This is a genomic window from Arthrobacter sp. Sr24 (genome assembly GCF_054511175.1).
Genome location: NZ_JBTNDB010000034.1, coordinates 1 through 24,695, shown reverse-complemented (window position 1 = coordinate 24,695; position 24,695 = coordinate 1). Strand labels below are relative to the sequence as shown.

Genomic DNA, 24,695 nt, shown 5'->3' with positions numbered 1-24,695 from the left:
ACCTCTTGTGAGAAAAGATCTGAGGGTTCAGATCTTGGTTACGTATCATGCGGGATTTGGTGCTGTTACTTGGCGGTGCTGATTCTTGGGAACGCTGTTCATTGTGAGGACGGACCATTGGCTCTTGGAACTTACTGAAGGGCCATGGCTGTCCACGAGACGGGCGTAAGACTCACTGTGACGGTTCCGGCACTGATAGCCGCGGTTTCGTTGACCTGAGGCGTCACCCGCAGCGGATCATCCACCGTGTTTTTTGCGTGAATATCGGCATCATGCAGAGTTTGTGCGCTCTCTATGCGGCTCACGCGAAGGCTGCTGACGTCGATACTGACGTCCACGGTTGCGCTCAAACTGCGGTTGACCAGGAACACAGAACTCGCTCCGGTAGCGTCATCGAAAGTCGCCACCGCATCGATCATGGAGACATCCCCGTAGGCATCTGTGTGAACCGTGGGGGCATTGAGCTTGAGCTCAAGAACTGTCCCTTGGGCCAACGCTGAGGTGAGCGCGAATGGGTAGAACGTACTTTGGCGCCAAGCCGGTCCGTTGGGCTCGGTCATGATCGGCGCAATGACGTTGACCAATTGCGCCAGGCTGGCCGAGGTCACCCGGTTCGCATGCCTGAGCAAAGAGATCATCAGGCTCCCGAAGACCACCGCATCCATGACCGAGTAGGCATCCTCCAGCAAGCGGGGCGCCTGGGGCCACGAGTTTGCGTCGGTGATCTTATCGACGTCGTTATACCGGGATTGATACCAAACGTTCCACTCGTCGAAGGAGAGGTTGATGGTTTTTTCACTCTGCAACACGGCCTTGACGTGATCGGCTGTAGCAATGACCGATTCAATGAAGCTGTCCATGCTCACCGCAGATGCCAAGAAGCTCGCAAAATCATCATTATGAGGCTCGTAGTAGGCGTGGCAGGAGATGAAATCCACATCGTCATAGGTTTCCAGTAGAACGGTGCGTTCCCAGTCGCCAAAAGTTGGCATGGCTGCGCCGGAGCTGCCACAAACAACGAGCTCCAACGTGGGATCAATTTGTCGCATGGCGCGCGCTGTTTTGCCAGCTAGCTGGGCGTAGTCCATGGCGGTGCCATGACCCAGTTGCCAAGGCCCGTCCATCTCATTACCCAGGCACCACATGCGGATGGCGTGCGGTGCCGTCACCCCATTGGAGATGCGCTGATCAGACAGCGCAGTACCAGAGGCAATATTGGCGTACTCCAGGACGTCTAGTGCTTCCTGAGTTCCCCGCGTCCCAAGGTTCACGGCGTACATGAGCTCCGCGTCAACGTCCTTGAGCCAACCGGCGAACTCATCAAGTCCGACGTCGTTGCTTTCAGTTGAATGCCACGCCAGGTCAAGACGGTTAGGACGCTGTTCCCGAGGGCCCACTCCATCTTCCCAGCGGTAACCCGATACAAAGTTTCCGCCAGGGTAGCGAATAGTTGAGGTGCCTAGCTCACGCACCAGATCAATGACGTCTGTCCGGAAACCCTGCGCATTCGCCGTGGGATGGCCGGGTTCATAAATTCCGTCATAAACGCAGCGGCCCAAATGCTCCACGAAGGAGCCAAAGAGGCGGCGGTTGATCCGGCCCACCGTGAAGTGAGGGTCCAGAGTCAGGTGCGCATGTGGCATGTTTCTCCTGTCAAAAAGGATGGTTGGTAGCGTTGATTCCTCAATCGCACGGGATAAGCGCTAGACTAGGTACAACGTTGTACCAAAATGCTAAACGGCGTTTTGCGTAGCGTCAAGGGTTATTTTCGATTGTTACAAGATGCTTCGAAAAAGAATTATGTCCACGGGCAGCGACGGCCCTGCTGGCCAAATTCTGAGTGCCGGCTGGCTATGATCTAGGCAGTGACACCACAGAAGTCCACCCCCACCCACCGCAGAAACTGCAGGACCAAAGGATCGTGAAAGCGTTATGAGTCCCACAATCCATGACGTGGCACGCGCGGCTGGAGTCTCCATCAAAACGGTCTCCAATGTCATGAACGACAACCCTAAGGTGGGCCCAGCAACGCGATTACGAGTCCAAACGATTATTGAAGAAATGGGTTACCGGCCCAATCTTTCAGCGCGGGGGCTTCGCTCTGGCAAGACTGGAGTGATTGGCTTAGCGGTTCCTTCGCTGCGTGAAAACTACTTTGCCGAACTTGCACATTCAGTGATTCGGGCCGCGGAAAAACGCGGATTGCGAGTTCTCATTGAACAGACCGACGGCGAACGGAAGCAGGAAATTGCGACGTTGTCCGGCGGGCAGATGCGCTACATTGATGGATTGCTTTTTAGCCCCGTGGAGATAGGTCAGCAGGACGTGGATGTCCTCAGTGGAGATGATCCTCTGGTCCTTCTGGGCGAAAGAATCTTTGGCGGACCTACGGACCACGTCACCATGCATAACACCTCCTCTGCCAGAGCTGCTGTTGAACATTTGCTGGAGATTGGCCGCACGCGCATCGCCTTGATTGGTGCACCCGAAAATGCTTCCGATGCCGCGAGTTCAGCCAGTTTACGTGAACGGGGCTACCACCAAGCCCTTGCCGCGGCAGGCATCTCGGCGGACCCAGAGTTAGTGGTCCGAGGTGGCAAGTGGACTCGGGAAACTGGGCTCGCCAGCGCCCGTACACTGCTTCGCAACAACGTCAATTTCGACGCCATCTTTGCCCTCAATGACACACTAGCTCTGGGAGCACTGCGTGCTTTGGTGCATGCGGGCCGGCGTGTGCCAGAGGATGTAGCGTTGATTGGCTTCGACAATATTGATGAAGGACGCTTCTCCTTACCTTCACTGACAAGCGTCGATCCGGGGAGGCTGGAAATCGCAGAAACCGCCGTTGACCTACTGGTGGAGCGGATCAACGAAAAGGGGGCCCGGTCAGCACCACAAACAGTCAAAGCTGGGTTCTCCATCGTCAAGCGGGAGTCCACCGGGTTTACCTCTGACGGTTCCGGAACATCTGAGGCTCCATAGCTCCACCCCGCCACACATCAGCTCCCACAGAAAGTCCCATCAATGCCCCACTCCCCTTGGCAACCCATCAGCGCAGCTCGGCTCGAACTGGGCGAAGGCCTCCGCATCATTGACGGAGACGTTCACTGGGTAGATCTGCTGCGCGGCGAGCTCTACTCCTGGACGCCCGGCTCAGCAGATCCGGCCACGCCATTGCGTACCTTCGATGCACCACTAGGTTTCCTCGAAAAAGCTCCCGACGGTCGAATGATAGCGGCGCTCGGAACTGGCCTTTCCTGGATCCGGGAAGATGGCACGGTGACCGAGATCGCCACTACTTCACTGGATCCCAGCCGCCACCGGGTCAACGATGGCACCTTTGCCCCCGACGGGTCGTGCTGGTTTGGCACCATGGTGCATGACGGATCCGCACCCAATGGTCACCTCTGGCGCTGGGATGCGAAGACCGGCGTCGTCAGCTGTCTGATGAGTGGGATCGAGATCCCCAACGGACCCATTTACCTGCCCGAGATTCAAGCGATGCTGGTCGGCGACACTGTGGCAGGGACGATCCTGAGCATAAATACAAGCACGGTGCCCGGCACCAGCGGCAAACCATTCTGCCCTGAAATATTCGCTAAAGTCGACGGCGGAGCACCTGACGGTATGCACGTGGATTGCACGGGCCAACTCTGGAATGCAGTGTGGGGTGGCAACCGCCTCGACATGTACTCGCTAGGCCAACGCATCGCCAATCAGCTACCCCTCCCGGTTTCGCAGCCCACGAGCGTCATCCTCACCACTAGTGAGGATCCGCTGGTCATTGTCACCAGCGCTTCTATTGGGATGACTGCCCCAGGCGAGCTGGACGGATTCACCATTGCCGCTTCGTTGTCGCAGCTGCGGCTCTAGCACCGTCTGATGCGAGGCCCAGAGCACCCGTTCCTCGGAGCATGCGGAGAGCCGCTGAGTCAGACGGTGCGCGCTGCATAACTCGGCGACGAGCATGTGCACGCCCGGTTCTTCGGTGTGGACTAGAGTCAGCAGCGGGCATAATTAAGCCATGGCATCCGATTGCCATAGAACTTCGCACAGCCCAGCACACGCTCATCGCTGCCGTGCCGCACCACCTTTAGGCCGTAACAAAGGAAACAATGCACACAGCTCCGTCCACACCCATCGTTCGCCGCACCTGGCCACTCATTGCGGTTTTGGCCGTCACCGGTGCTTGTGCATCGTTCATGTTCACTCTGGTGGTGCCGATCCAGGCCCAACTGCCTGAGCTATTGGACGCCCCACGCGCAGCCACGGCCTGGGTTGTGACCATCACGCTACTCACCTCGGCCGTGGTCACACCCATTGCCGGCCGTTTGGGTGATCTCTACGGAAAACGCAAGATCATCTTGGTGCTATTGGTCGCATTGATCATCGGTAACATTCTGGCAGCCGCCTCAACTGACTTGACGGTTCTTTTGGTGGGCCGCGGGCTACAGGGGCTGATGAGCGGTGTCATCCCGCTGGGCATCTCAGTGCTGCGGGATCACTTGCCTGCAAAGAAGGTTGGCGGCGCGGTAGCGCTGATCAGCGGATCATTTGGCTTCGGCGCCGCACTGGGCCTACCCATCAGTGCCTTTATTGCACAAACCTTGGACTGGCACGCCCTGTTCTGGACCGCCTCGGTTCTGGGCGTTGCTTTGCTGATCCTTGTGGCGTTGATTGTGCCTAAGGATACGACGTTCGCTACCGGCAGCTTCGACTACGCTGGCGCGGCTGGTCTGTCTGTTGGTTTGTCCGGGCTTCTGGTGGCCGTAGCCCAGGGCAATGCGTGGGGCTGGACGTCACCGTTGACCTTGCTTCTGGGAACCGGCGGCATTGTAGTGCTGGTGGCATGGGGAACTTTTGAGCTCAGACTCAAAGATCCCGTCGTAGACCTTCGTGTGGCCGCACGGCCGGCTGTGCTCATGACTAACCTCGCCTCAGTCGCGCTGGGTTTTGCATTCTTTTCCTCGCAGGTGCTGTTTCCCCAGCTTTTGCAACTACCTACGAGCTCCGGCATTGGAATGGGCCAGACTCTAATTTCTATTGGCTTAATCCTCGCTCCGGCCGGCTTGGTGCAGGTTGCCATGGCGCCCGTGGCTGCCCGGTTGAACCGTAATGTTGGCGGGCGGGCAACCATGGTGGTCAGCGTCATCATCATTGCCTTCGCCTACGCGCTGGCGCTGCTAGCCTCCACAGAGATCTGGCAAATCCTCGTGGCCAATGCACTGGTGGGGGCTGGTATCGGCATCGGCTACGCGTCAATGCCGCTGTTGATCATGGGCGCCGTGGAACCCACGGAAACAGGTGCCGCTAACGGTCTCAACTCCCTCATGCGCTCACTGGGTACAAGCAGCGCAGCCGCCGTCATGGGCGCAATTCTGGCCTCTTCCGGCGCTGGAGACTCTGCACCCACTGCAACCGAATTCCAGCTTGGTTACATGATCGCCCTCGGCGCCACAGTGGTTGCCGGCGTGCTGACGCTGTCTATTCCCCGGCCCCGACCTGCCGAAGTGCATTTGGTTGCCCTGCCCGAGGACTTAGACACAGTAGACCCAGACGCTTCACAGGAGAAAAAACAGCCCTGAGTTGGCCGCGCAACACTCGGTGAACCTTGTGATGGCCTGCGCGGGCTAGAACTCACCCATCAGGTGAGAACCGAAGTGGCCGAGAGTGGCACCCTTCACGTCACTTTCAGTCTCTAGAGAATCCTGCGGCTCACGCCGCCAGCTGGTTGCCCTCATCCAGCGCCGCCGCTACTTGTGCAGGGAATCCACAAAAGCCACGCTGGCATCGGAGATCTGCTGCCGCGCGTCGTCGTGAGTGATGGCCGGCTGACCGTCACCGGATTGGGGTCCATAGTCACCGAACTGTGAATGAACAGCACCGTCAATCACCATGTAGCGAGTATCGACGGGCAGCAGGGACTTGGCTGCGTCGATCTGTGCCGGTGTGGCCAGTCCGTCATTGGCTGCCGAGATCGAGAGCACTGGCACGTCGAGAGCAGTCATGTCAGATGCCGGGTAGGAAGCAAAGAACAGCACACCCACCACGGCATCACTGGGGGCCCCGGCAAAGGACTGGGCATCCATGGCGGACACAATCCCACCCAGGGAGTGCCCACCCACTACCCACTTCGCCACCGGCGGATGATCTCCTCGCGCGGCGTCAAAGGCACCAAGTGATAAAAAGGCGATGCCAAACGGTTGCTTGGGAATGACCACCGTGTGCCCGCGTTCGGCAAGCGGAGAAAGAATCGCAGCATAGGCTCGGGCCTCAACGCGGGCCCCTGGCTGGAAAAATACTCCAACGTCACTGGCAGTTCCAGCTGGCTCCAATACGATCTGAGTTGCAGTCTCCGTGACCGTGACCGTAGGAGAAGATTGCATGGCGGATAACGCCGGCTCCGCTGCGGCCGCAGGAATCAGCCACCACAGGAGTGCCAAGAGCGTAGCCGATGCCAGCATCCCCAACGATTTCAGAATCTTGAATCGACGATGTTTCGCTGCGGATCTGAGCCAAAAATGCACCGCAAAAAGTGTACTGCCTAGGAACACAACCATGAGCAAGATCAGGTAGGCAGGGTGCCCGTGCCATAGCAGGGAACCCGTAGCTACGGCCGCCCCGACGCTCACCACCACGCCCAAGAGTGAGAGCACGCGCGCCACCCAGAAAATGATCAAATCGGCGCGGTTGATATCAGGCCTTCTTGAAGGCTGTTGTGGTGCGGCCGGTTCAAGTTGCGAACTGCTCAACTCGTGCTCCCCTCTTGTGACGTTTAATCGCTTACGTTATCAGCACCTCAGCTCCCATATTCCGCGATGAGCTACACCTCCTATGACGTGTCTCATATATCACTGCGCCCGCTCCATTACAACGCTAAGGTTGATGGCGGTGCTCGCTGATGCGTGCCTGACGGCTACGGCCCGTGAGGACAGTCTGTGCGGGGACCCGCATCGCTCCACTCCCCGGTTCGCAGGAAGACTGTCATGACTCTCGCACGCCCCTTGGCCACCAAACTATTTCCGGCTGCAACGGCCCTTGCCGCAGCGCTGGTTCTTGCCGGCTGCACACCCGCAAGTACGACGCCGGATGGCAGTTCCGACCCCGGCTCGCCTGTCACGGGTGGGAACCTTGTCTATGCCTCCGGCGATGCCGAGCCCAGCTGCTTGGATCCGCACGTTGGCGGCAATTACCCGCAGGCCCTCGTTGCCTCTCAGTACTTGGAAACGCTGTACACCAAGGATTCAGATGGCAAGTTGATCCCCTGGCTAGCCAAGGATTCCACGGTGTCCGAGGACGGCCTGACCCGCACTGTCACGATCCGTGACGGCATCACCTTCACCGATGGCACCGCTTTGGACGCCGCGGCCGTCAAGGCCAACTTTGAGCACCTCTTGGATCCAGCCACGGCATCCTCCACCGGTTACCTGGCTCTGGGCAAGATTGCTTCCATGAAAGCTGTCGACGCGAGCACCCTCGAGTTGAAGCTCAAGTCCCCAGACAACTCTTTACTGGAATCCTTCTCCATGCCGTGGGTAGCGATCGAATCCCCTGCTGCATTGGCGCGCACACAAGAAGAAAACTGTGCAGCTCCTGTAGGCACCGGTCCGTTCAAAGTTGAATCTTGGAAGAAGCAGGACTCCGTGACCATGGTCCGCAACGAGAACTACGTGCTGCCCGTTGCGGACGCAGCACACACAGGAGCCGCCTACCTGGATTCCATCACCTGGCGCTTCATCCCTGAGTCAGCTACGCGCTACGCGGCGCTGCAAGCCGGTGAAGTAGACATCATTGACAACGCCCAGCCAGATGCCATCGCCACGGCTGCCAAGACCTCCACTATCAAACACTTGGACGCACCGCGCCCTGGCGCAGCCAACCGGATTGAGCTGAACTCTTCCAAGGCACCGTTCAATGACGAAAAGGTCCGCGAAGCTTTCATTCACGCAGTGAATGTCAACGCCAGCGTTGATTCCTTGTTCTTTGGCACCGCCAAGCGTTCCTACTCACCGCTCTCCAGCGTTGAACCCTTGGCGCACTCAGAGGAGTCGCTCTTCGGTCACGACCCCGCGAAGGCAGGCGATCTGCTCGACGCCGCGGGCTGGAGCGAACGTGACCCGCAAGGTTACCGCGTCAAGGACGGCGTCCGGCTCTCCCTTTCCTTCCCCGTGAGCACCAGCCAGTCCATCCCCGCAGAGCAGTCTCTCTTTGAGCAGATGCAAGCAACTGCCAAGGAATCGGGCATCGAGATCAAGATCAACTTGCTGGATATTTCCAGCTGGTACAACGAGCTATTCACCAACAGCTACAACCTAGTCTCCGCCCCCTACACCAAGGTGGGTCCCAGCGTGTTGTCGATCCTCTTCCACTCTGATTCCACCATTCCCGCACCATCGGGGTACTTCGCTAACCTGTCACAGGTTAAAGACCCGGCGCTTGATGCGCTATTGGAAACGGCCGGATCCACCAAGGACGAAGCCGAGCGCAAGGAGCTCTACACGCAAGCCCAGAAAAAGGTGCTTGAGGGCTACTACCTCTTGCCGCTCTACGATCAGCAAAACCACTTCCTATACTCAGAGAAGCTGAAGAACGTCGGTGCCACCACAGCCGTGGCCTCACCCACCTTCTTCGATACATGGTTGGCTAACTAGCCTCCATCCGCCCAGAACCACGAGTCCAGAGTCCATCATGAGTGAACCCACGAAGATCCCGAGCGGCCCATCCGGCATTGCCGGGCAGGCTTGGCCGGCAATGCGCTGGCTGCTGACTAAGCTCGCCGGTGGGATCTTTGTGCTCTGGGCCGTTGCTACGGCAATCTTCTTTGGACTCCGGATGATCCCTGGAGACCCAGCCGAGGCCATCATGGGCGGTCCGGGATCACAGGCTTCGGCCGAAGCATTGGCCCAGGCCCGTGCGCAATATGGTTTAGATCAGCCGCTGTACGTGCAGTATTTTGGTCAGCTGTGGCGCCTGGCCACCGGCGATTTTGGCACCTCTTATTCGTTGAAAAGCCCCGTCGTGGAGGTTCTTGCCGAGCTAATTCCACCCACACTCATCCTGGCTGGGCTGGCTCTGCTCCTGGCGTGGGTCATAGCGTTGGTGGTGTCAGTGCTGTCCACGCGCAGCGGCTCGCTCGGTTCGGCTTTGGGCTCGGGACTGGAAATCATCTCGGCCGCCGTCCCACATTTTTGGTTGGCTAGTGTGCTGATCATGCTGTTTTCCACGATGTTGGGGTGGCTCCCGCCTGTCAGTACCAATACGCCTACAGGGCTGGTGTTGCCCGTCTTCACCTTGGCCTTGCCGCTGGCTGGATTCATGGGTCAGCTCATGCGCGACACCATGGCCGAAGCCCAGCGTTCCGCCTTTGCCCTATCAGCCCGCGCCCGTGGAGAATCGGAGTCCGGGGTGCTCTTACGTCATTCCCTGCGGCACGCGGCGCTACCCGGCATTGCGCTCTCCGGCTGGGCCTTCGGCTCACTTCTCTCCGGCGCAGTGGTGGTTGAAACCATCTTTGCCCGTCCCGGTCTTGGCCGTTCATTACTCTCCGCCGTCACAGCACGAGACATCCCCCTCGTCACCGGTGTGGCTCTCTTCTCGGCCGCCGCCTACGTGCTCATCATGGCGTTTTCCGATGTTGCCGAACGCTTAGTCGATCCTCGCATAGGGGCTTCATGAAGCTCCGCGCCCTCAACATCCCCAAAATTCTAGCCGCCGCAATACTGCTCTTTTTCGTGCTGGCAGCCATCGCGCCCAACCTGTTGGCGCCCGTTGATCCGCTAGCCATCAACCCCGCGCAGGCATTCTCTACGCCGGGCCCCGGACATTTTCTGGGCACCGATGAATCTGGGCGCGACATCTACTCGCGCATCATTCATGGCGCCCGTTCCTCGCTGCTGATTGGGGCGGCGGCAACAGCGATCGGGCTCGGGTTGGCGTTAGTGTTGGGGACCCTTGCTGGTTTTGGTGGGCGGTGGCTGGACTTTGGCGTAGGCCGCGTCCTGGAAGTGCTTTTTGCCCTGCCCGGTCTGCTGCTGGCACTGATCTTCATTGCGCTGGCGGGTCCTGGAGTCACCACCACTGTCATCGCCGTCGGCCTGACCTCCGCGCCCGGATATGCCCGCATGATTCGCGCGCAAATCATTGCCCTGCGCACCTCGCCCATGGTGGAGGCTGCCACAGTCCTAGGACGACGCCGGTTACGGATCCTTTTGGTTCACATCTTGCCGAACGCTCTGGCACCGTTGGCAGTTTTGGTAACGCTGGGGCTGGGTCAGGCAATTCTGTGGGCGGCCTCGTTGAGCTTTCTTGGTCTGGGCGCGCCGCCGCCAGCCCCTGAATGGGGCACCATGCTTTCGGCCGGGCGCACTTATCTTTCGCTGGCGTGGTGGATGACGTTCTTCCCAGGTCTGGCCATTGTGCTGGTGGCCGCTGCCGCGACTGTCCTGTCCCGATCAATGAAATCTGGAGACGTTCGATGACCGCTACTAAGCCTCTTTTGGAAGTTGATAATCTTGACGTTTCCTTTGGCACAAGCAATGTTGTCAGCGGCATTTCCTTCACGGTGAACCCGGGCGAATGCTTGGCGCTAGTGGGTGAATCAGGGTCCGGTAAATCTGTGACCGCCAGATCTCTGATCGGTTTGGCTGGTTCCGGGTCCAGCGTCAGTGCCACGATCTTGAACGTTTTAGGCCGCGATGTCAGGAACTTTTCCCAGCGCAGCTGGCGCTCGCTCCGCGGTAAAGACGTAGGGCTGATCCTGCAGGACGCTCTGACATCTTTGGATCCGTTGCGGACGGTGGGCAAGGAAATTGATGACGCCCTGCGCCTGCACACCAGTGGCTCCGGCACCAAGCGTGCAGCCCGCGTGATTGAACTGCTTGAAGCCGTTGGCTTGGATGATCCGGTTCGACGAGCCGCCCAACGATCCGGTGAGCTTTCAGGCGGGATGCGTCAGAGAGCACTGATCGCCTCCGCGATTGCGCTCGATCCGCTGCTCATCATTGCCGACGAGCCCACCACCGCACTGGATGCGACTATTGCCGCATCTGTCATGGAACTGCTGGGTGAACTGCGCCAATCGGGTTCGGGAATGCTGTTGATCAGCCATGACCTTTCAACTGTGGCCAGCGTGGCCGATTCCATTGCTGTCATGCAGGCCGGACGCATCGTGGAACATGGGCCCCGCGAACAAATCTTCGCCGATCCCCAACACTCCTACACCCGGGCATTGTTGGCGGCCGTTCCAGCTGGAAAGCCCCGCTTCACACGGCTCTCCCCCGCCACTAGCGGCGCCGGACAATTGACAGTTCAGGACGCAGAGCGTGTGTCCATGGCAGCGGAAGGTGAGGCGCCCGCCGTCGTACATCCTGTCCTCAGCGCACGGGGGCTGACCAAGAGTTTCGCCCTGTCTAAATCTGCAGGCTTCAAGGCCGTGCAGAACGTCGACTTTGATCTGCTGCCGGGCCAAACTCTCGGTGTGGTGGGCGAATCTGGCTCCGGGAAGACCACCACGGCGCGGATGGCGCTGGGCCTGCTGACGCCGGATTCGGGCACCGTGGAACTGCTAGGTGAGCCGTGGAGTCAGGTTCCGGAATCGGCCCGCCGCAGCCGTCGTTCCACACTGGGTGCGGTGTACCAGGACCCGTTATCATCGTTCGATCCGCGACTTTCGGCCGGTGCGGTGTTGGCTGATGCCCTCAGTTTTGGGCAGACGCGTAAACCACGCGCTTATACCGGCCGTATCGAGGAGTTGCTTGGGCTGGTGGGGTTGGCGCCAGAGACGGTACAGCGAAATCCGGCCACGCTTTCTGGCGGACAACGTCAGCGGCTGGCTATTGCCCGTGCACTAGCGCCGAACCCGAAGGTGCTAATTTGCGACGAGCCGGTCTCGGCGCTGGATGTTTCCGTGCAGGCTCAAGTGCTTGATCTGTTGGATGAGCTGCAGCAGCGCCTCGGGCTCAGCTACCTTTTTATCTCCCATGATCTTGCCGTCATCAGGCACATGAGCGATGACGTGATGGTCATGCGTGCGGGTGAAGTGGTTGAATCGGGACCAACGGAATCGGTATTTACGTCTCCGGCGCATGAGTACACACGTTCTCTGCTGACGGCCGCTCCCCCAACGTTGCATTCCTTCGGCATGGGTCCTGTGGGGCAGCCTGGTTCCGAACCGGCTTAGGAGTCGGTGGCGTTGTCGAAGGTTTGAATGGACCGGCTGGCCAGGCGCGGGATGATCTGCGCTGCGCCGATTCGTTCAATGTGTTCGTACTCGCGGTGGGCGGCGAATCCGGCGGCGTCGGTGTAGCGTTCCAGAATGACGATCTGCTCAAGATTCTCGGTGCTTTGGAAGAAATCGTAGGAGATGTTCGCTGCTTCTTGGCGCGTGGCAGCGGCCATCTCGGCCAGTAATTGCAGCACCGTTTCAACTTCGCCGGATTTCACCGTGTAACGGACAACAATCTGAAAAAATGTCTCTGCCATGTGCGCCAACCTTGCTCTCGAATCGAGTGGATATGTAGGACTCACCCTACTGGCTGGCAACCGATTGCACGAGTTTACGGAATTCTCCTCTGCGCCTGCTATGCGGTAACTAGGCAACGAGACTGCGGCGTTAGCTTCCGACGGCGTGCGCTCCGGTGCCATTTACCTCCGCACCCGGAGGTGGATCTCTTTGCCCACGCTGAGATCCGAGCTGCGCCCAGACCGCCCTGTGGCTGCGGCGAACTGGCAATGTCTGTGAGGGCCGACTTGCTACCAGCCGGCCCTCGCCGCCTTGCCCTGCCGGCCTGCTACTGGTGCTCGCGCCAGCTGTGTTCGGGCGCAAATTTCAGCAGCCGCTTTGCTTTGTCTATGGAGAGCAATGTCTGGTGCTCCGCCAGATCTTGGCGCACTTCCACATTCGGGAAAACCTCAGCGGCAAGCGAGGCACTTGAACGAGTCATGACGGTATCAGCGTTAGCGATGATGAACGCTTCAAAACCCGGCTGGCCATGTTCAAGTGCTCGAGCTACGGCTTGCGCACCGTCCCGGCCGTCAAGGTAACCCCACAAATTCCACTTTCGGGCTGTGGCATCGTCATCAAAGGCAGGGAACGCGGCATAGTCCTGCACGTCCATGACGTTGGAGAAACGTAGCGCGCTGATACTCAGCTCCGGATCCCAACGGGTCAGCTCCTTGGCCATTTGCTCTTCCAGATGCTTCACCAGTGAATAAGTACTTTCCGGACGGGCTGGATATTCTTCATCCACCGGAAGGTAAGGAGGGTCAGCGTCGAACGGGAGCCCCAGCACCGTCTCACTTGAGGCATACACAACCTTCTTGATCCCCGCACGACGAGCCGCTTGGAAGACGTTGTAGGTGGAGACCATGTTGTTCTCGAAGGTGGCGGCATCTGGGATGATGCCCGGGGCTGGGATGGCGCCCAAATGCACCACGGCGTCAAAGCCGTCGTGTCTGTCATCGAGCCCTAAAAGGACGTCCAGTACCTGGCCATAGTTGCGTAGGTCCACCACGACCAGCTGCGGGCTCCGCTCACCTGCACGGTCCAGATTCAGCACCTGGTGCCCATCCTGAACCAGCCGCCGCACTACGTGCCGACCCAGTTTTCCACTTCCGCCTGTTACTGCAATTCTCATGGGGAACCCTCACTGTAGGTACTTAGTGCCACTGCCGTTGTTGTCCGGTGCAAGAACCTGAGCTTCTCTGCAAGCTACAGTATCCGCCTTTGGTGCCGCGAAAGGAGCTTCGCCATACCCTGCCATTCCTAGGACTGACAGTCCTACCCTGGAACCGGTCCTTGCTTCAGGCCCCGCTTCAGTGCGGCAGGATGGCGCGCAGCTGCTCCTTGATGCCCGCGATGAGCACCTCAACGGGACTCTCCGCGTAGACCGATGCCGCCATGGCCACAAACATGACGGCAGAAACGGTCCTAGCCAGCAGCGCGGCATCACGCGCCCCGAGCTTTCCGTCCCTCTGCAGGAGCGCTGCGATGGCTGACTCCGTTTGAGCGTTGAGCCCAAGAGCCTCGCGGTGATGGGGCTCTTCGTGATCGCCAAAGACCATCTCGCGCAGATAAGTACGCCCGTTATCGATCTGCGTGCGGTTGCACTCCACCACGGCGCGAACAATCGCCATCACGGCGTCGATAGTGTGCGGCAGACCGTCGGCGTTTTTTTGGCCCCGGAGCAGCGCCTGCGCATAGGTGGAGTTCTGCACCATCAGGAGCAATTCTCCTTTGCTCTTTACATAGAGGAACAACGTGCCCGCGCCAATATCAGCCTTGTCCGCAATTTGCTGAGTAGTGACATCGTCAACTCCATGCTGGGCAAAGAGTTCACAGGCGGCGGCCATGATGCGTTCAAGCTTTTGCTGCTTGTTCCGCTCGCGCCGCCCGAGCTGTATGGGCATTGAAGACATGACGGGTTTCCTCCGGGAATATTTTATGACTGCACTCAGTTATGAGTATAGTCAGAACTGCTGAGTGCGGCGATGGTTCCTTCGATTCTTTCATGTCGAGGCAGCAATCAGTCTCCGCACGTGGGCGCTGTTCCGGCGTGACACCCCTCAGCACCAACCCCGACATCACAACCGATGCAAAGGACTAGCACTTCCATGAACAACGCTTCCCTCTGGCAACCTTTCACCCTTGGCGACTTGGAGCTTTCACACCGCTTGGCTTTGGCCCCCATGACCCGCAATCGTGCCACTGCGGACGGTACGCCGGGGCCTCACACTGCAACCTATTACGGGCAGCGGGCTTCCTTGGGACTGCTGATCAGTGAAGGCATTCAGCCCTCTGCCGACGGTCAGGGATATTTGAATACGCCAGGAATCTACACCCCTGCCCAGATCGAGGGCTGGCGCGAAGTAAGCCAGGCCGTACATGCCGAAGGTGGTGCTTTGTTTCTTCAGTTGATGCACGCTGGCCGGGTCTCCCACCCGGATAACACGCCCCATCATCGCCAACCCGTAGCGCCCTCGGCAATCTCCGCCGAGGTAGAGATGGTAACTGCCACTGGAAAACAGCTAAGTCCAGTGCCCCTCGAACTGGACAACGACGGTATCCTCACCACCATTGCGGACTTCCGGCATGCTGCTGCTTCCGCCATTGCGGCAGGTGCCGACGGCGTTGAGATCCACGGCGCCAATGGTTACCTTCTCCACCAGTTCCTCTCACCCAATGCCAACCACCGCACGGATTCCTACGGTGGCTCCATTGAAAATCGATCTCGCTTTGTGCTTGAGATCGCCCGCGCCGTCGTCGAAGAAATCGGTGCCGAACGCGTCGGAATCCGCCTCTCCCCCGGCATGCCCTTAGGCGGAATCAACGAAGGCGATTCCGAGAGTATCCGCGCGCAGTACCGACATCTGGTGGCGGAACTCGCTTTACTCAAACTGGCTTATCTGCACCTACACCACGTAGGAGACGACGAGCTGCTGGCGTCCTTGCGAGAGCTCTGGCCAACGGCACTGCTCGTGGTCCGTTACGGCCGCACCCGGGAACAAATTGCCAACGATATCGATGCAGGTCTGGCGGACATGGCTCCCTTGGGGCGTTTTGCCTTGGCCAATCCAGACATCGTCGAGCGGCTCCGCACCGATGCTCCGCTCAACGAACTCGATACATCAACGATCTACGGTGGCGGCGAAGCCGGATACACCGACTACCCGGCCATGGAACTCGCCGGGCGCTAGCCTGGGCGCTTCCACTTCCATTCCGCAACGCTCCATCGCGCCAAGACAGTAAAGTCCCAACAGAAAGTTCATCTCCATGCCATCACTCAACGGATCAATCGTCCTTGTCACCGGAGCCAACGGCGGTCTTGGCACCCACTTCGTCACCGAGGCCCTCGCCCGCGGAGCCAGCAAGGTCTACGCCAGCGCCCGCACCCCACGCACCTGGGACGATCCACGCATTGTCCCCCTCGCCTTAGACGTCACCGACTCCCAGTCAATCAGCGCCGCCGTGGAAGCCGCGGACGATGTGACGGTGCTGATCAACAACGCGGGCATCTCAGTCTCGAGCCAAGGGCTTCTCAATCACAGTGAGGACGAGATTCGCCAAAACATTGAAACGAACTTCCTCGGTCCGCTGTTCCTGACCCGCGCCTTCTCACCTTCCCTGGCGGCAAAAGAAGGCTCGGCAATCATTAATATGCATTCGGCGTTGAGCTGGTTGGCCGTTGCGGGGATCTACAGCGCCACGAAAGCAGCTCTCTGGTCGGCGACAAACTCTTTACGGCTGGAGCTCGCTCCGGCCGGCGTTCACGTCGTGGGAGTGCACGTAGGCTACGTTGATACGCCCATGTCCGCGCACACTTCCGCAGCGAAAGTTGATCCGGCCGAGGTAGTGCGAGCAGCCTTTGACGCCGTCGAAACTGGTGACTATGAGGTGCTGGCCGATGCCGCCTCCGTGAATCTCAAGGCCGCATTGAGCGCACCCATCGAGGGTCTCTACCCCCAGCTGGCTGCCGCAAAAAACTAACGCTTGCCCCATCACTGCTGCGCCAAGCAACCACTCAGCCACACTGCATCAGCACCCCCCGAAAGAGCAATCCCATGAAAGCTTTCATTGTTAGCAAGTACAAGCAAGCGTTGGACCTAACAGAAGTCCCTGAGCCAACTGTTGGCGACCATGACGTCTTGGTCAAAGTTCAGGCCGCAGGCTTGAACCAGCTGGATGAAAAGATCCGCTTGGGCGAATTCAAGCTGATCTTGCCGTACAAGGCGCCTTTTCGTTTAGGGCACGACGTCGCAGGCACAGTCATCAGCGTCGGCGCCCAGGTTGGGAAATTCAGTGTAGGTGACGAGGTCTACGCTCGTCCCCGCGATGGTCGCATCGGAACCTTTGCCGAACGCATCGCTATCGACCAGGACGATGTGGCCCTCAAACCCGCATCGATGACCCTCGAGGAGGCTGGCTCTTTACCTCTAGTGGCATTGACTGCATGGCAAGGGTTGGTTGAACGGGGCCAGCTGAAGGCCGGCCAGAAGGTCCTCATTCACGCTGGAACCGGCGGTGTGGGCTCGATTGCTATCCAACTTGCCAAGCACCTTGGCGCCACGGTTGCCACAACGGTCAGCGTCCCCAACGCCGCACTCGCCAAAGAGCTTGGTGCCGATACGGTCATTGACTACCGAACGCAGGACTTCTCTGAGCTGCTCAGCGGCTTTGACCTTGTACTAGACAGCCAGGGCGGGACGAATCTCGAGAAGTCACTTCGGGTTCTCAAATCCGGGGGCAAGGCCATCGGAATCTCAGGCCCACCCGACCCTGCTTTTGCTCGCTCCGCTCAGCTCAACCCGCTGGTGCGGCTCGTAGTAGCCGCGCTGAGCAGCAACATTCGTCGGCAGGCGAAGAAGCGTGGGGTTAGTTAAGAGTTCATGTTCATGAACGCCAACGGCCAACAGCTCCGGACACTCGCTGGCCTCATCGATTCAGGTGCCATCCGGCCCGTTGTAGGCAAAACTGTCCCCTTTGAGGCGTTGCCCGAGGCTCTTTCATCGTTGGGCAAGGGCGGGCTCCAGGGCAAGGCAGTACTCGTCCTCGACGACTGAACGAGACAGCGGTGTCCACGGTGGAGATTGAGATTGAAAACTAGGGCACCGGAGCTCGCCAGATGGATCCGGTGAATTGACGCGAACTGGCCTCAACGGGAAGGGGCCTTATTGCGTGGCGCGCGGCCTTACCCCAGCGGGTCATGACGGCATAGATTCAGTCCGCCCCGCACCGCCGTCGACCATTTCCGGGACAGTCGATTCTGGTAGGTTCTGCAGCGGCAATTTCCTGATGTTCGCGCACACAACTAGTACCCAGCCCAAGAGGCCGGCCAGACAGATCCGTTCGGCGAGTCCCAACAGGTCCGGCATCATGATGTGGGTCAGGATCAATGATGCGAGCCCTGCACCGGCAAGGAGAGTGAAAATTAGTGCCGTTGGATAGGTTTTGGCCAGTTCATGGCTCGATCGGATCCAGCGCGTCAGCACCCAAATGCCGGCCAGTGCCGCCAGGAAACCCAAGGCTGCCACGACGAGATGCACGGTGCCCACGGTGGTCATTTCCAGAATTCCGGCCTCGTTTTCAACATCGGTGGGGAAAAACGCCAGTAACGCGGACGACAGACCACCGGCGAGCATCAGCCATGTTCCCGTTCTGCGGGCTCTTGAGGTGGGGCCGATCAGGTTGATGGCGGCCAATGCGAACAGGGTGGTTAGGGTGCGGCCAAGGAAATTCAGGTTCATGATCCATCCGAAAGGACCCACGGCCAGGTTGCTTTCGGCGTCGCTGATCACGCTGTAGTGCGGCGGGAGGAATTGGAGCACCACGTCGACCAGGACGTAAACTGTGATGCCTACTATTGCTGCGGTGGCGAAGCCGCGGCGGGCGGAATGCGGGTTCTGCGGAATCATGACTCAAGCTTTCCATACTGGCCGAGCCGCAATTGCATTGAAGGCATGGGAGCGCTTCGAGTACGCGAGCCATTCAGGCAGAACCTACCGGGCCCAGCCACGACGGGCTACACACGTCGCTTTATCTGGAGCTGGCAGGCTAAGCGCTATTGTGAATAGAACCCAATGCGAGAATGCTGCCCATCCCCACCGCCCCACAAATCCGCTGTTCTACTACATTTGATTCATCGATTCACACCAGGAGATCCCATGCTAGACGTCAAGGCTTACGCGGCCCCCTCCGCCACCGAAGCACTCGTACCCACCACGATCAAACGCCGCGACGTGGGCCCGCACGACGTCCTCATAGACATCAAATTTGCCGGGATCTGCCACTCCGATATCCACACGGTCCGTGGCGATTGGGGGCCGCAAAGCTACCCGCTGACCCCCGGACATGAAATCGCCGGCATCGTCGCGGAGGTTGGCTCCGAGGTCACCCGCCACTCAGTGGGCGATCGTGTGGGAGTCGGTTGCATGGTCAATTCCTGCGGCGAATGCACCCACTGTCTGGCCGGTGAGGAACAGTACTGCCTAGCCGGAAACACCGGAACGTACGCCGCCATGGACCGCGACGGAACCATTACTCAAGGTGGATATTCCACCCACGTGGTGGTCACCGAAAACTTCGTGGTGCGCATTCCCGAAGGCCTCGCGCTCGATGTCGCCGCACCGCTGCTCTGCGCCGGCATCACCACCTACTCACCCCTGCACCACTGGGGCGCAGGCCCAGGCAAAAAGGTCGCAATTGTTGGCATGGGCGGGCTCGGCCACATGGGCGTCAAGATTGCCGCCGCCATGGGAGCTGAGGTCACCGTCCTCTCCCAAACCCTGAGCAAGCACGACGACGGACTCAAGTTCGGCGCTCATCGCTACTATGCGACGAGCGACCCTGCGACGTTCACCGACTTGGCGGGCAGCTTCGATCTGATCATCAGCACCATCAGCGCCGCCGTCGATATCAACGCGTATCTGCAGCTACTTTCCCTCAACGGATCGTTGGTCCTTGTGGGAGCGCCGCCTGAGGCATTGCCCGTTCACGCGTTCGCCCTGAGCATGGGCCGGCGCTCCTTTGCCGGCTCCACCATTGGCGGCATCCGCGAAACCCAAGAGATGCTTGATTTCTGTGCCGAACACGGGCTGGGCGCCGAGATCGAGGTCATCTCCGCGGACCAAATCAACGAAGCCTATGACCGTGTTCTCGCCTCGGACGTTCGCTACCGCTTCGTCATCGACACCGCAACGCTCTAATGCATCGCAGACTCTCCCTGACAGGGTCATTGGCAGCGGTACTCGCCCTGCTGATGGCCCTGTCGGGCTGCGCAACCTCCGGACCCACCGACGCCGAAACGTCGCCAGTACCGGCCTCGTCACCATCCATTGCCGCAGCACCAACAGCATCGCGCCCATCGGCAACATCCGCGCAGCCAGAGGTCGCGGCCGAGAAAACAATCGTCCGGTTCACATCGCCGGAGACAACGGTTGAGGTCACCATCAACCAGGGCAATCCCACGGCACGAGACTTCCTTTCCCTGCTTCCACTAACACTGCCGGTGAAGGAATTTGCGGGAAAGGAAAAGATCGCGGCACTCCCTCGGGACTTGGTCACGGAAGGCTCCCTCGGTTCGGACCCCGAAGATGGCGACCTTATTTACTTCATCCCTTGGGGGAACATTGGTTTTTACTACAACACGGACGGGATCGGGTACTCCGATCAAACCATCCACCTCGGTACCTACAACGCCACCGCTGAACAACTGGCCCAACTCGAAGATGGCCCAGTCACCGTCGAGATCGTGCCGTCAACCGACTGAGGCGCCACACCCTAACCGTGCGTAGCCGTAAAGGACGCAACTACTTCAGGAGCCAACTGTGACCCGCACCAGTTCATCCGCCGCCGCTTTCTTGGGCTTGAGCCTCAGTGCCGGCATTCTGCTTTCATCGTGCACAACAGCAGCACCGCCAGCTTCATCGCCGTCGTCCTTAAGCCCTACCTCCAGCAGCCCAGCCACCGACCCCGCCACCGACCCCGCCACCGGAAGCCAAGTGCCGCTGTCGGGCATGGGCACCCCTGCAACCGTCTCCACAAAACTCGCCGCACCGTGGTCAGTGGTGTTTCACGAGGGGACGCCGCTGGTCAGCGAACGCGACAGCGCGCGCATTCTGGAGCTTGCCAAGGATGGAACCACTCGCGCCATCGGGACAGTCGCGGATGTGGAGGCCGTAGGCGAAGGCGGACTTTTGGGACTGGCTGTCGATGACCAAGGACGCATTTACGCCTTCTCCACCGCGGCCGGGGGAAACCGCATTCAGCGGTTCAGCGTCACCGGCGAGCCGGGATCACTGACCTTGGGGCAGGCCCAAACCATCCTTGAGGACATCCCCTCCGCCAGTAACCACAACGGTGGCCGCATCGCCTTTGGCCCCGACGGCATGCTCTACGCCACCACGGGCGACGCCGGACAACGCAACCTGGCGCAGGACCTCGACTCCATCGGTGGAAAGATCCTGCGGATGACTCCCGACGGCGAGGTACCCGAGGACAATCCATTCGCCGACTCCCTCGTGTACAGCTACGGGCACCGGAATCCGCAAGGACTTGCTTGGGCGCAGGACGGCACCATGTTCGCCTCGGAGTTCGGCCAGAACACGTGGGACGAGCTGAATATCATTACGGCGGGCGCCAACTATGGCTGGCCAACAGTGGAAGGAATGGCCAACGCTGAGGGGTTCATTGACCCGGTCCAGCAGTGGACACCGGATGTGGCCAGCCCCAGCGGTATGACCGAACTCGACGGTGTTTTGTACATCGCCAACCTGCGCGGACAAGTGCTGCGCGCCGTTCCGGTAGCAAACCCCACCACCTCCACCGACTACTTCAGCGCAGAATACGGCCGCCTCCGAGACGTCACTGTTGCCCCAGACGGAGCCTTGTGGTTCCTCAGCAACAACACTGACGGACGCGGAAGCCCGGGCGATGAAGACGATCGGATTATGGCTGTTCTCCCGTGATTATGCTTCCGGAGGAAGGCCCACGGATCTAATCAGCGCCCACCGGCATCAGTCCACCGTGGCACCATCACAGCGAATCACCGCAACAAGTGCGATTCGCCGCAGCAAAGATCCAGCTGACCCGTTTGTCAGAGGAAATAGTCCAGATTCTTCTGAGACGTGAGACTGGCAACGGCTGCGTCAACGTCGTAGTCCTCTTCGTCGTCAGCAGCTGATTTTCGTCGAACATCCCGCACTTCGTCATGGATGCGTTCCATCTTGACGTCCAAGCTATTGGCTACGTCGGCTGCCTCTTTGAGTTCTGCCAGCAGGACCGCAGGAATTTCCTCGTCGAACTTGTAGTAGATCTTGTGTTCCAGACTGGCCCAGAAGTCCATAGCGATCGTTCGGATTTGGATCTCCACAGGAATCGTCTCCACAGATGTAGAGAGAAAGACCGGGATGGACACGATCAAATGCAGGCTTTTGTAGCCGTTGGGTTTCGGAGAGTCGATGTAGTCCTTGACGGCCAGTACGGTTACGTCACGTTGGGCGGTGATCATCTCGGCCACCCGGTAGGCATCGGAAATGAAACTGCAGGTGATGCGGATCCCCGCGATGTCACGCATATTTTCGCGCAGGTCCGGGAAACTCAATGCGAGATTGTCTCTGCGCGCCTTGGCGAGAATACTTTCGGGGGTCTTCAACCGCGAATTAACATGCTCGATGGGGCTGTAGTCATGGAGGTGCTGAAATTCGGACTTCAGGATATTGATCTTGGTCATCATCTCGTCGATCCCGAACTGGTACGACAGCATGAATCGTGAAACACCGCTTCGGAACTTTTTGAGGTTGCTCAAGTCCTGGTCGTATCTATCTGTCATTATTCGGTGGTTCCTTCTGTTGCAAAGACTAAGAAAGCCGGCGGCAGGATCAGTAACGAGTAATACCTGCTAGGGCCGGCGGTGCGCGTCCACGCCGGATGGACCCAGACCGCAAGATTCGCGCATTTGCCCTAGACGGAAAACTTGCGAGGCGGAAAACTTGGGCTGCCCACCGTGCTGAATCATTGACGCTGGAGTTGATTCGGGCAACTTACAGCGGAGCCAAGGGACCGGTACAGGAACTCTCATAGCGCGTTTTCAGCATATTACGCATTGTAGGGACTCAAAATGGGAGCTCACCGAACATCACTCGGCAACCCTCCCAAAATTGCCAGGCCAAACACTTGAAGGGCGCCAGTGGCCGTGCCATGCTGTGAAAGCCCCCAGGAGGAAATCATGCAACGAATCGTGCCGAATATCTGGTGCCAAGGTAACGCAAACGACGTCGGACACTACTACGCGTCAGTGTTCCCCAAGGCGTCCATGGAGGTGGTGGCGTCCTACCCCGAAGACAACCTTCCGGATTTCCAACAGAGTTTCGGCGGGCAGCCGCTCGTGGTCGACGTGACCATCAGCGACTACCGGCTCCGGCTGATCAACGCCGGTGACCAGTTCCGCCCCACTCCCGCCATTTCCTTCATCCTTAGCATGGACCCCTTGATGTTCGACGGCGACGAAGCAGTCACGCGCGAGGCGATCACCACCATGTGGGATGCGCTCTCAGACGGCGGCCAGGTCCGCATGGAACTTGGCGAGTACCCGCATAGCAAGCTCTATGGCTGGGTAGAGGACAGGTACGGCGTGAACTGGCAGTTGATGCTGACCGACCCTGCAGGTGAACCGCGCCCGCTGGTGATCCCGCAGCTCCTATTCACCGGCGATACCGCTCAGGCCCAGCAGGCCATGGACCTCTATCAGGGCCTCTTCCCCAACTCCGGCCCGGGTATGGTGGTGACGCAGGGCGATAGCGGTGCGGTGACGTTTGCCGAGTTCACGCTGGATGGCCAATGGTTCTCCGCCATGGACGGTGGGGCCATCCATGACTTCACGTTCACACCGGGCTTGTCACTGGAGGTCGATTGCACGGATCAGAACGAGATCGACACCTTGTGGGATGCCCTGAGCAGTGTGCCGGAGGCCGAGCAGTGCGGCTGGTTGGTGGACCGCTTTGGGGTCAGCTGGCAGATTGTCCCCCAGAACATGGGTGAACTGATGCAGCGCCCCGGCGCATATCAACGAATGCTCGGCATGAAGAAGTTCGTTATCGCGGAGCTGTAACTCGCCGGCTATCCGACTAATCGGTCGCAGGATAGCTGACCTGCAAGTCCGGTCCAACAACGGCTCCTTCACTGAGTTCTGCCGGTTTCGATGATCCCTGGCCAAGGATGTGCAGCACCTTCACCCCGTGAGCAAGCAGGTGATCGCTAATGATGCGCCGGTGACACCGCCACCAGACAGCCTCCGAACACATCAAAACCGTGGCATGTTCTGAGCCTAGCTTCTGGAGCTCGGCAAGCGCCTGACGGAATTCCTCTGACATGGCGTGGTCTGCATAATTGTGGAAACTGCGGACCTGCCACCACGCGTTGACCGCAAACGGGATGACTTTACTGACGGGCCGGCGCCCCGTCAGCGCCTCCATGCGCACCAAGGTAATGCCCTGCTCACGCAGAACCCCGCTGAGGGTATCGGCGTTGAAGTGCGGGTACTTGTTGGATCCCGGCAACTTCCGGACATCCATCACCCGTTCAATCCCATGCTCCTTGAGCAGATCTAGGAACTCCTCCAGCGACTGGTTCGAGTGCCCGATCGTGGCGATGGGAAACGGTTCCTCACCCGTCATTTTTCAGATTTTCCTGACTTTGATGCAGGCTTTTTGCCTTGGATCTTCTTCAGGGCACCGCCCTTGTGAGCGGCAATATGGTCGGTTTCATCGCTCTTGATCTCATACTGCGGATCCGTCTCGGACGCCCTGTGGGTATGGCCTTTGTAATCAAAATCTGAGGTGTGGACTTTGCTGACGTGGCCGGAGACTCGGCCGGCCTCGGAGTTCCATGAAACGTGGTCTCCCACGGAGAATTTATCTGACATGAGTGTCCCCTTCCTTTTTCCCATTCAAACACTTAGGCGAACCATAGTCACGGGATCACGCCGTTCGCCCGGACGTTCGACGGCGGTTCTCACCGCGTGTTTGTTGGCCGCTAACCCGCCAATCCGGGGCTGAGGAGGTCAAAACCGATCAGCTCGACCACGCGCCCGGAAAATCGAGTAGGAGGGGCGGGTTTCCCGCCCCTCCTCTCACACCACCGTACGTGCGGGCCTCGCATACGGCGGTTCGCTAGGTCGTTGAAAGCGATCCCATGCATCGCGAAA

22 protein-coding genes and 1 pseudogene are annotated in these 24,695 nt (G+C 59.2%); 14 read left to right on the top strand and 9 right to left on the bottom strand.

The window, feature by feature from the left end; all coding sequences use genetic code 11:
• Positions 1 to 131 precede the first annotated feature (131 nt).
• A complete protein-coding gene (gene arfA, locus ACX80D_RS16330) occupies positions 132 to 1,643 on the bottom strand; it encodes an arabinosylfuranosidase ArfA (protein WP_459323927.1) in 1,512 nt (503 codons plus the stop codon).
• Positions 1,644 to 1,932: 289 nt separating this feature from the next.
• On the opposite strand from arfA, the gene ACX80D_RS16325 reads away from it, so the two are divergent.
• The 3 genes from ACX80D_RS16325 to ACX80D_RS16315 all read left to right on the top strand — a co-directional run bounded on the left by ACX80D_RS16325 (position 1,933) and on the right by ACX80D_RS16315 (position 5,585).
• A complete protein-coding gene (locus tag ACX80D_RS16325) occupies positions 1,933 to 2,982 on the top strand; it encodes a LacI family DNA-binding transcriptional regulator (protein ID WP_459323926.1) in 1,050 nt (349 codons plus the stop codon).
• 42 nt (positions 2,983 to 3,024) lie between these two features.
• Positions 3,025 to 3,873, top strand: a complete 849-nt coding sequence (locus ACX80D_RS16320) for an SMP-30/gluconolactonase/LRE family protein (protein WP_459323925.1) — start codon at positions 3,025 to 3,027, stop codon at positions 3,871 to 3,873.
• 242 nt (positions 3,874 to 4,115) lie between these two features.
• Positions 4,116 to 5,585, top strand: a complete 1,470-nt coding sequence (locus ACX80D_RS16315) for an MFS transporter (RefSeq protein WP_459323924.1) — start codon at positions 4,116 to 4,118, stop codon at positions 5,583 to 5,585.
• Positions 5,586 to 5,753: 168 nt separating this feature from the next.
• Here the strand turns inward: ACX80D_RS16315 and ACX80D_RS16310 are convergent, their stop codons facing one another.
• Positions 5,754 to 6,752: an alpha/beta hydrolase gene (locus ACX80D_RS16310; protein ID WP_459323923.1), complete on the bottom strand. Its 999-nt coding sequence runs from the start codon at positions 6,750 to 6,752 to the stop codon at positions 5,754 to 5,756.
• A gap of 234 nt (positions 6,753 to 6,986) precedes the next feature.
• Here ACX80D_RS16310 and ACX80D_RS16305 point away from each other — a divergent pair, with 234 nt between their 5' ends.
• From ACX80D_RS16305 to ACX80D_RS16290, 4 genes are read left to right on the top strand one after another with little or no spacing between them, the layout of a single operon-like run.
• Entirely contained in the window at positions 6,987 to 8,651 is a 1,665-nt protein-coding gene (locus tag ACX80D_RS16305; protein ID WP_459323922.1) for an ABC transporter substrate-binding protein, read from the top strand.
• 37 nt (positions 8,652 to 8,688) lie between these two features.
• Positions 8,689 to 9,675, top strand: coding sequence for an ABC transporter permease (locus ACX80D_RS16300; RefSeq protein ID WP_459323921.1), 987 nt, complete (start codon positions 8,689 to 8,691; stop codon positions 9,673 to 9,675).
• Positions 9,672 to 10,478: an ABC transporter permease gene (locus ACX80D_RS16295; RefSeq protein WP_459323920.1), complete on the top strand. Its 807-nt coding sequence runs from the start codon at positions 9,672 to 9,674 to the stop codon at positions 10,476 to 10,478. Before ACX80D_RS16300 ends, ACX80D_RS16295 begins: the two co-directional genes overlap by 4 nt.
• Positions 10,475 to 12,178, top strand: a complete 1,704-nt coding sequence (locus ACX80D_RS16290; protein ID WP_459323919.1) for a dipeptide ABC transporter ATP-binding protein — start codon at positions 10,475 to 10,477, stop codon at positions 12,176 to 12,178. The genes ACX80D_RS16295 and ACX80D_RS16290 overlap by 4 nt, the downstream gene beginning before the upstream one ends.
• On the opposite strand, the gene ACX80D_RS16285 is transcribed toward ACX80D_RS16290, so the two are convergent.
• The 3 genes from ACX80D_RS16285 to ACX80D_RS16275 form a co-directional block, all read right to left on the bottom strand.
• Positions 12,175 to 12,480 (bottom strand): putative quinol monooxygenase, encoded by a 306-nt coding sequence (locus tag ACX80D_RS16285; protein ID WP_459323918.1) that lies wholly within the window; start codon positions 12,478 to 12,480, stop codon positions 12,175 to 12,177. The two genes, ACX80D_RS16290 and ACX80D_RS16285, sit on opposite strands and share 4 nt — an antisense overlap.
• Before the next feature lie 308 nt (positions 12,481 to 12,788).
• Entirely contained in the window at positions 12,789 to 13,634 is an 846-nt protein-coding gene (locus ACX80D_RS16280; RefSeq protein WP_459323917.1) for an NAD-dependent epimerase/dehydratase family protein, read from the bottom strand.
• A 178-nt stretch (positions 13,635 to 13,812) separates the two neighbouring features.
• On the bottom strand, positions 13,813 to 14,415 hold the full coding sequence (locus ACX80D_RS16275; protein ID WP_459323916.1) for a TetR/AcrR family transcriptional regulator: 603 nt from the start codon (positions 14,413 to 14,415) through the stop codon (positions 13,813 to 13,815).
• 195 nt (positions 14,416 to 14,610) lie between these two features.
• On the opposite strand from ACX80D_RS16275, the gene ACX80D_RS16270 reads away from it, so the two are divergent.
• From ACX80D_RS16270 to ACX80D_RS16260, 3 genes and pseudogenes are all read left to right on the top strand, one after another.
• On the top strand, positions 14,611 to 15,693 hold the full coding sequence (locus tag ACX80D_RS16270; RefSeq protein WP_459323915.1) for an alkene reductase: 1,083 nt from the start codon (positions 14,611 to 14,613) through the stop codon (positions 15,691 to 15,693).
• Positions 15,694 to 15,769: 76 nt separating this feature from the next.
• The gene (locus ACX80D_RS16265) at positions 15,770 to 16,483 is read left to right on the top strand and encodes an SDR family oxidoreductase (RefSeq protein ID WP_459323914.1); all 714 of its coding nucleotides are present in this window, start codon (positions 15,770 to 15,772) and stop codon (positions 16,481 to 16,483) included.
• A gap of 74 nt (positions 16,484 to 16,557) precedes the next feature.
• A pseudogene (locus tag ACX80D_RS16260) lies at positions 16,558 to 17,556 on the top strand (NADP-dependent oxidoreductase).
• Positions 17,557 to 17,697: 141 nt separating this feature from the next.
• Here ACX80D_RS16260 and ACX80D_RS16255 read toward each other — a convergent pair.
• Positions 17,698 to 18,408: a DUF998 domain-containing protein gene (locus ACX80D_RS16255; RefSeq protein ID WP_459323913.1), complete on the bottom strand. Its 711-nt coding sequence runs from the start codon at positions 18,406 to 18,408 to the stop codon at positions 17,698 to 17,700.
• A 249-nt stretch (positions 18,409 to 18,657) separates the two neighbouring features.
• Here ACX80D_RS16255 and ACX80D_RS16250 point away from each other — a divergent pair, with 249 nt between their 5' ends.
• The 3 genes from ACX80D_RS16250 to ACX80D_RS16240 are packed head-to-tail and all read left to right on the top strand — an operon-like array spanning position 18,658 to position 21,459.
• The gene (locus ACX80D_RS16250) at positions 18,658 to 19,698 is read left to right on the top strand and encodes an NAD(P)-dependent alcohol dehydrogenase (protein WP_459323912.1); all 1,041 of its coding nucleotides are present in this window, start codon (positions 18,658 to 18,660) and stop codon (positions 19,696 to 19,698) included.
• Positions 19,698 to 20,261: a cyclophilin-like fold protein gene (locus tag ACX80D_RS16245; RefSeq protein WP_459323911.1), complete on the top strand. Its 564-nt coding sequence runs from the start codon at positions 19,698 to 19,700 to the stop codon at positions 20,259 to 20,261. Before ACX80D_RS16250 ends, ACX80D_RS16245 begins: the two co-directional genes overlap by 1 nt.
• A gap of 58 nt (positions 20,262 to 20,319) precedes the next feature.
• Positions 20,320 to 21,459, top strand: a complete 1,140-nt coding sequence (locus tag ACX80D_RS16240) for a PQQ-dependent sugar dehydrogenase (protein ID WP_459323910.1) — start codon at positions 20,320 to 20,322, stop codon at positions 21,457 to 21,459.
• Between the two features lie 128 nt (positions 21,460 to 21,587).
• Here ACX80D_RS16240 and ACX80D_RS16235 read toward each other — a convergent pair whose 3' ends face one another.
• Entirely contained in the window at positions 21,588 to 22,322 is a 735-nt protein-coding gene (locus tag ACX80D_RS16235) for a GTP pyrophosphokinase (RefSeq protein WP_459323909.1), read from the bottom strand.
• A gap of 396 nt (positions 22,323 to 22,718) precedes the next feature.
• On the opposite strand from ACX80D_RS16235, the gene ACX80D_RS16230 reads away from it, so the two are divergent.
• The gene (locus ACX80D_RS16230) at positions 22,719 to 23,600 is read left to right on the top strand and encodes a VOC family protein (protein WP_459323908.1); all 882 of its coding nucleotides are present in this window, start codon (positions 22,719 to 22,721) and stop codon (positions 23,598 to 23,600) included.
• A 16-nt stretch (positions 23,601 to 23,616) separates the two neighbouring features.
• Here ACX80D_RS16230 and ACX80D_RS16225 read toward each other — a convergent pair whose 3' ends face one another.
• Positions 23,617 to 24,165 carry a DUF488 domain-containing protein gene (locus tag ACX80D_RS16225; protein WP_459323907.1) on the bottom strand — a complete coding sequence of 183 codons (549 nt, stop codon included), beginning with the start codon at positions 24,163 to 24,165 and terminating at the stop codon, positions 23,617 to 23,619.
• The gene (locus tag ACX80D_RS16220) at positions 24,162 to 24,413 is read right to left on the bottom strand and encodes a hypervirulence associated TUDOR domain-containing protein (protein WP_459323906.1); all 252 of its coding nucleotides are present in this window, start codon (positions 24,411 to 24,413) and stop codon (positions 24,162 to 24,164) included. The genes ACX80D_RS16225 and ACX80D_RS16220 overlap by 4 nt, the downstream gene beginning before the upstream one ends.
• Positions 24,414 to 24,695 lie beyond the last annotated feature (282 nt).